Origin of the sequence: Serinicoccus sp. CNJ-927 (genome assembly GCF_001942435.1) — a bacterium.
Lineage (GTDB): Bacteria > Actinomycetota > Actinomycetes > Actinomycetales > Dermatophilaceae > Ornithinicoccus > Ornithinicoccus marinus.
The window spans coordinates 1-1,512 of record NZ_MKKF01000040.1; the positions used below are offsets into that span (position 1 = coordinate 1).

Sequence of the window (1,512 nt, forward strand, 5' to 3'; positions counted from 1 at the left end):
ACCACCCAGAGCCGACACGTCAACGCAAGGGCACCCAGCGGGGCCGGTCATAACAAGGGTCAGACCCCAGGCGGTGGCGCAGACACGATCCTCGCAGTCATACGAGTCGCCCTTGGACCCGACCGAGGCGACGGCCTCGGCCTCGGCGAGGCGCTCGGTGTAGCGAATCGCTCGATACTGCACGCCGCGGTCGCTGTGATGGACCAGCCCAGTGACGTCCTGGCCAGCGCGTTGACGGGCCCACAGCCCCATGTCGAGGGCATCGAGAGCGAGGTCGGTGCGCAGACTGGTCGAGACCTGCCAACCCACGATCATCCGGCTGAACACGTCGAGGACGAACGCGACGTAGGTCCACCCGGCATGAGTGCGAACGTAGGTCAGATCGGCCACCCAGAGCTGGTTCGGCGCGGTGGCGACGAACTTTCGAGCCACCAGGTCCTCCGGTCGCTCGGTCTCAGCCCCGTCACCCATCGTGGTCCTTCGAGTCTTCTCCCGCGGGATTCCACGCAGCCCCTCGGCCTTCATCAGCCGCTCCACCGTGCAGCGGGCGACCGTGACGCCCTCGCGATTGAGTTCGGCGTGGATCTTCCGTGCGCCGTAGACACCCAGGTTGGCCTTGTGAGCGGTCCGGATGTCCTCGGTCAGTTCGGCGTCCCGCACGCTGCGCGCCGAGGCAGGCCTGGTCTTGGCGGCGTAGTAGGTGCTCGGGGCGACCTGCATGCCGGCGTCCCTCAGGACGGTGCAGATCGGCTCAACCCCGAACCGGTCGCGGTGCTGGTCGATGTAGTCGACCAGCACCGCGGTGGGCACCTCTACCTGATCTTGCGGTCGAGCTCCGCAGCCGCGAAAAAAGCTGCGGACGTCTTCAGGATCTCGTTGGCTCGACGCAGCTCGCGCACCTCACGCTCCAGCTCGGCCAGCCGCTGGGCGTCATCGGTCGTCGTGCCGGCCCGGACACCGCCGTCGATCTCGGCCTGCCGGACCCAGTTCCGCAGCGCCTCGGGGTGCACCCCCAGCTGGTCGGCGACACGCTTGAACGCCCCACGCGCACTATCAGGGTCCTTCCGGGCGTCTATCGCCATCCTCGTCGCCCGCTGCTGGAGCTCGACGCTGTACTTCCTCGGTGCTGACATGTGCTCATCATCCTTCCCAGGATTCAGAGCCTCCACCAGACCCGGGGCGATTCAACCCCGACCGCCCGGGCAAATTCGTGCTGAGTCAACCCTGCCCGTTCTCGCAGCAACCGCAAATGCTCCGGACTCAGGGGGGCGCGAGCTGGAGACATCGACTTAGCCTAGCCGCGTCGTGCGCCGGTCCTGCGGCACATCATTATGAACAGGGCTACCTCGCCAAACCGGTGGGACCTGCACCATCAACCGGTCCACATCGGATGGGTCCACTCGGATGAGGCGGAGTGGAGTCCTGCAGAGTGGTGTACGAGCACCGGGGTGAGCGTGTCCTGCTGAGGTAGGCGCGGCCACCGGTGTGATCCTTCGAGTGATCTCTCACAAC

At 66.5% G+C, this 1,512-nt stretch carries 3 protein-coding genes and 1 other annotated feature; all 3 genes read right to left on the bottom strand.

All coding sequences use genetic code 11. From position 1 onward, the window contains the following. A partial coding sequence (locus tag BJF86_RS11075) for an IS3 family transposase (RefSeq protein WP_143553815.1) occupies positions 1-810 on the bottom strand: 810 nt, incomplete at its 3' end. Further along, positions 706-855: a sequence feature (AL1L pseudoknot), on the bottom strand. Its footprint overlaps the gene before it by 105 nt. Beyond that, on the bottom strand, positions 813-1,133 hold the full coding sequence (locus BJF86_RS11080; protein WP_075818964.1) for a transposase: 321 nt from the start codon (positions 1,131-1,133) through the stop codon (positions 813-815). Its footprint overlaps the feature before it by 43 nt. A 23-nt stretch (positions 1,134-1,156) precedes the next feature. Continuing rightward, positions 1,157-1,285 carry a winged helix-turn-helix domain-containing protein gene (locus BJF86_RS19845; RefSeq protein ID WP_143553816.1) on the bottom strand — a complete coding sequence of 43 codons (129 nt, stop codon included), beginning with the start codon at positions 1,283-1,285 and terminating at the stop codon, positions 1,157-1,159. Positions 1,286-1,512: the final 227 nt, after the last annotated feature.

Excerpts from the sequence above, each read along its gene's own strand:
- BJF86_RS11080 (WP_075818964.1), bottom strand. The coding sequence starts at position 1,133 with ATGTCAGCACCGAGGAAGTACAGCGTCGAGCTCCAGCAGCGGGCGACG.
- BJF86_RS19845 (WP_143553816.1), bottom strand. The coding sequence starts at position 1,285 with ATGTCTCCAGCTCGCGCCCCCCTGAGTCCGGAGCATTTGCGGTTGCTG.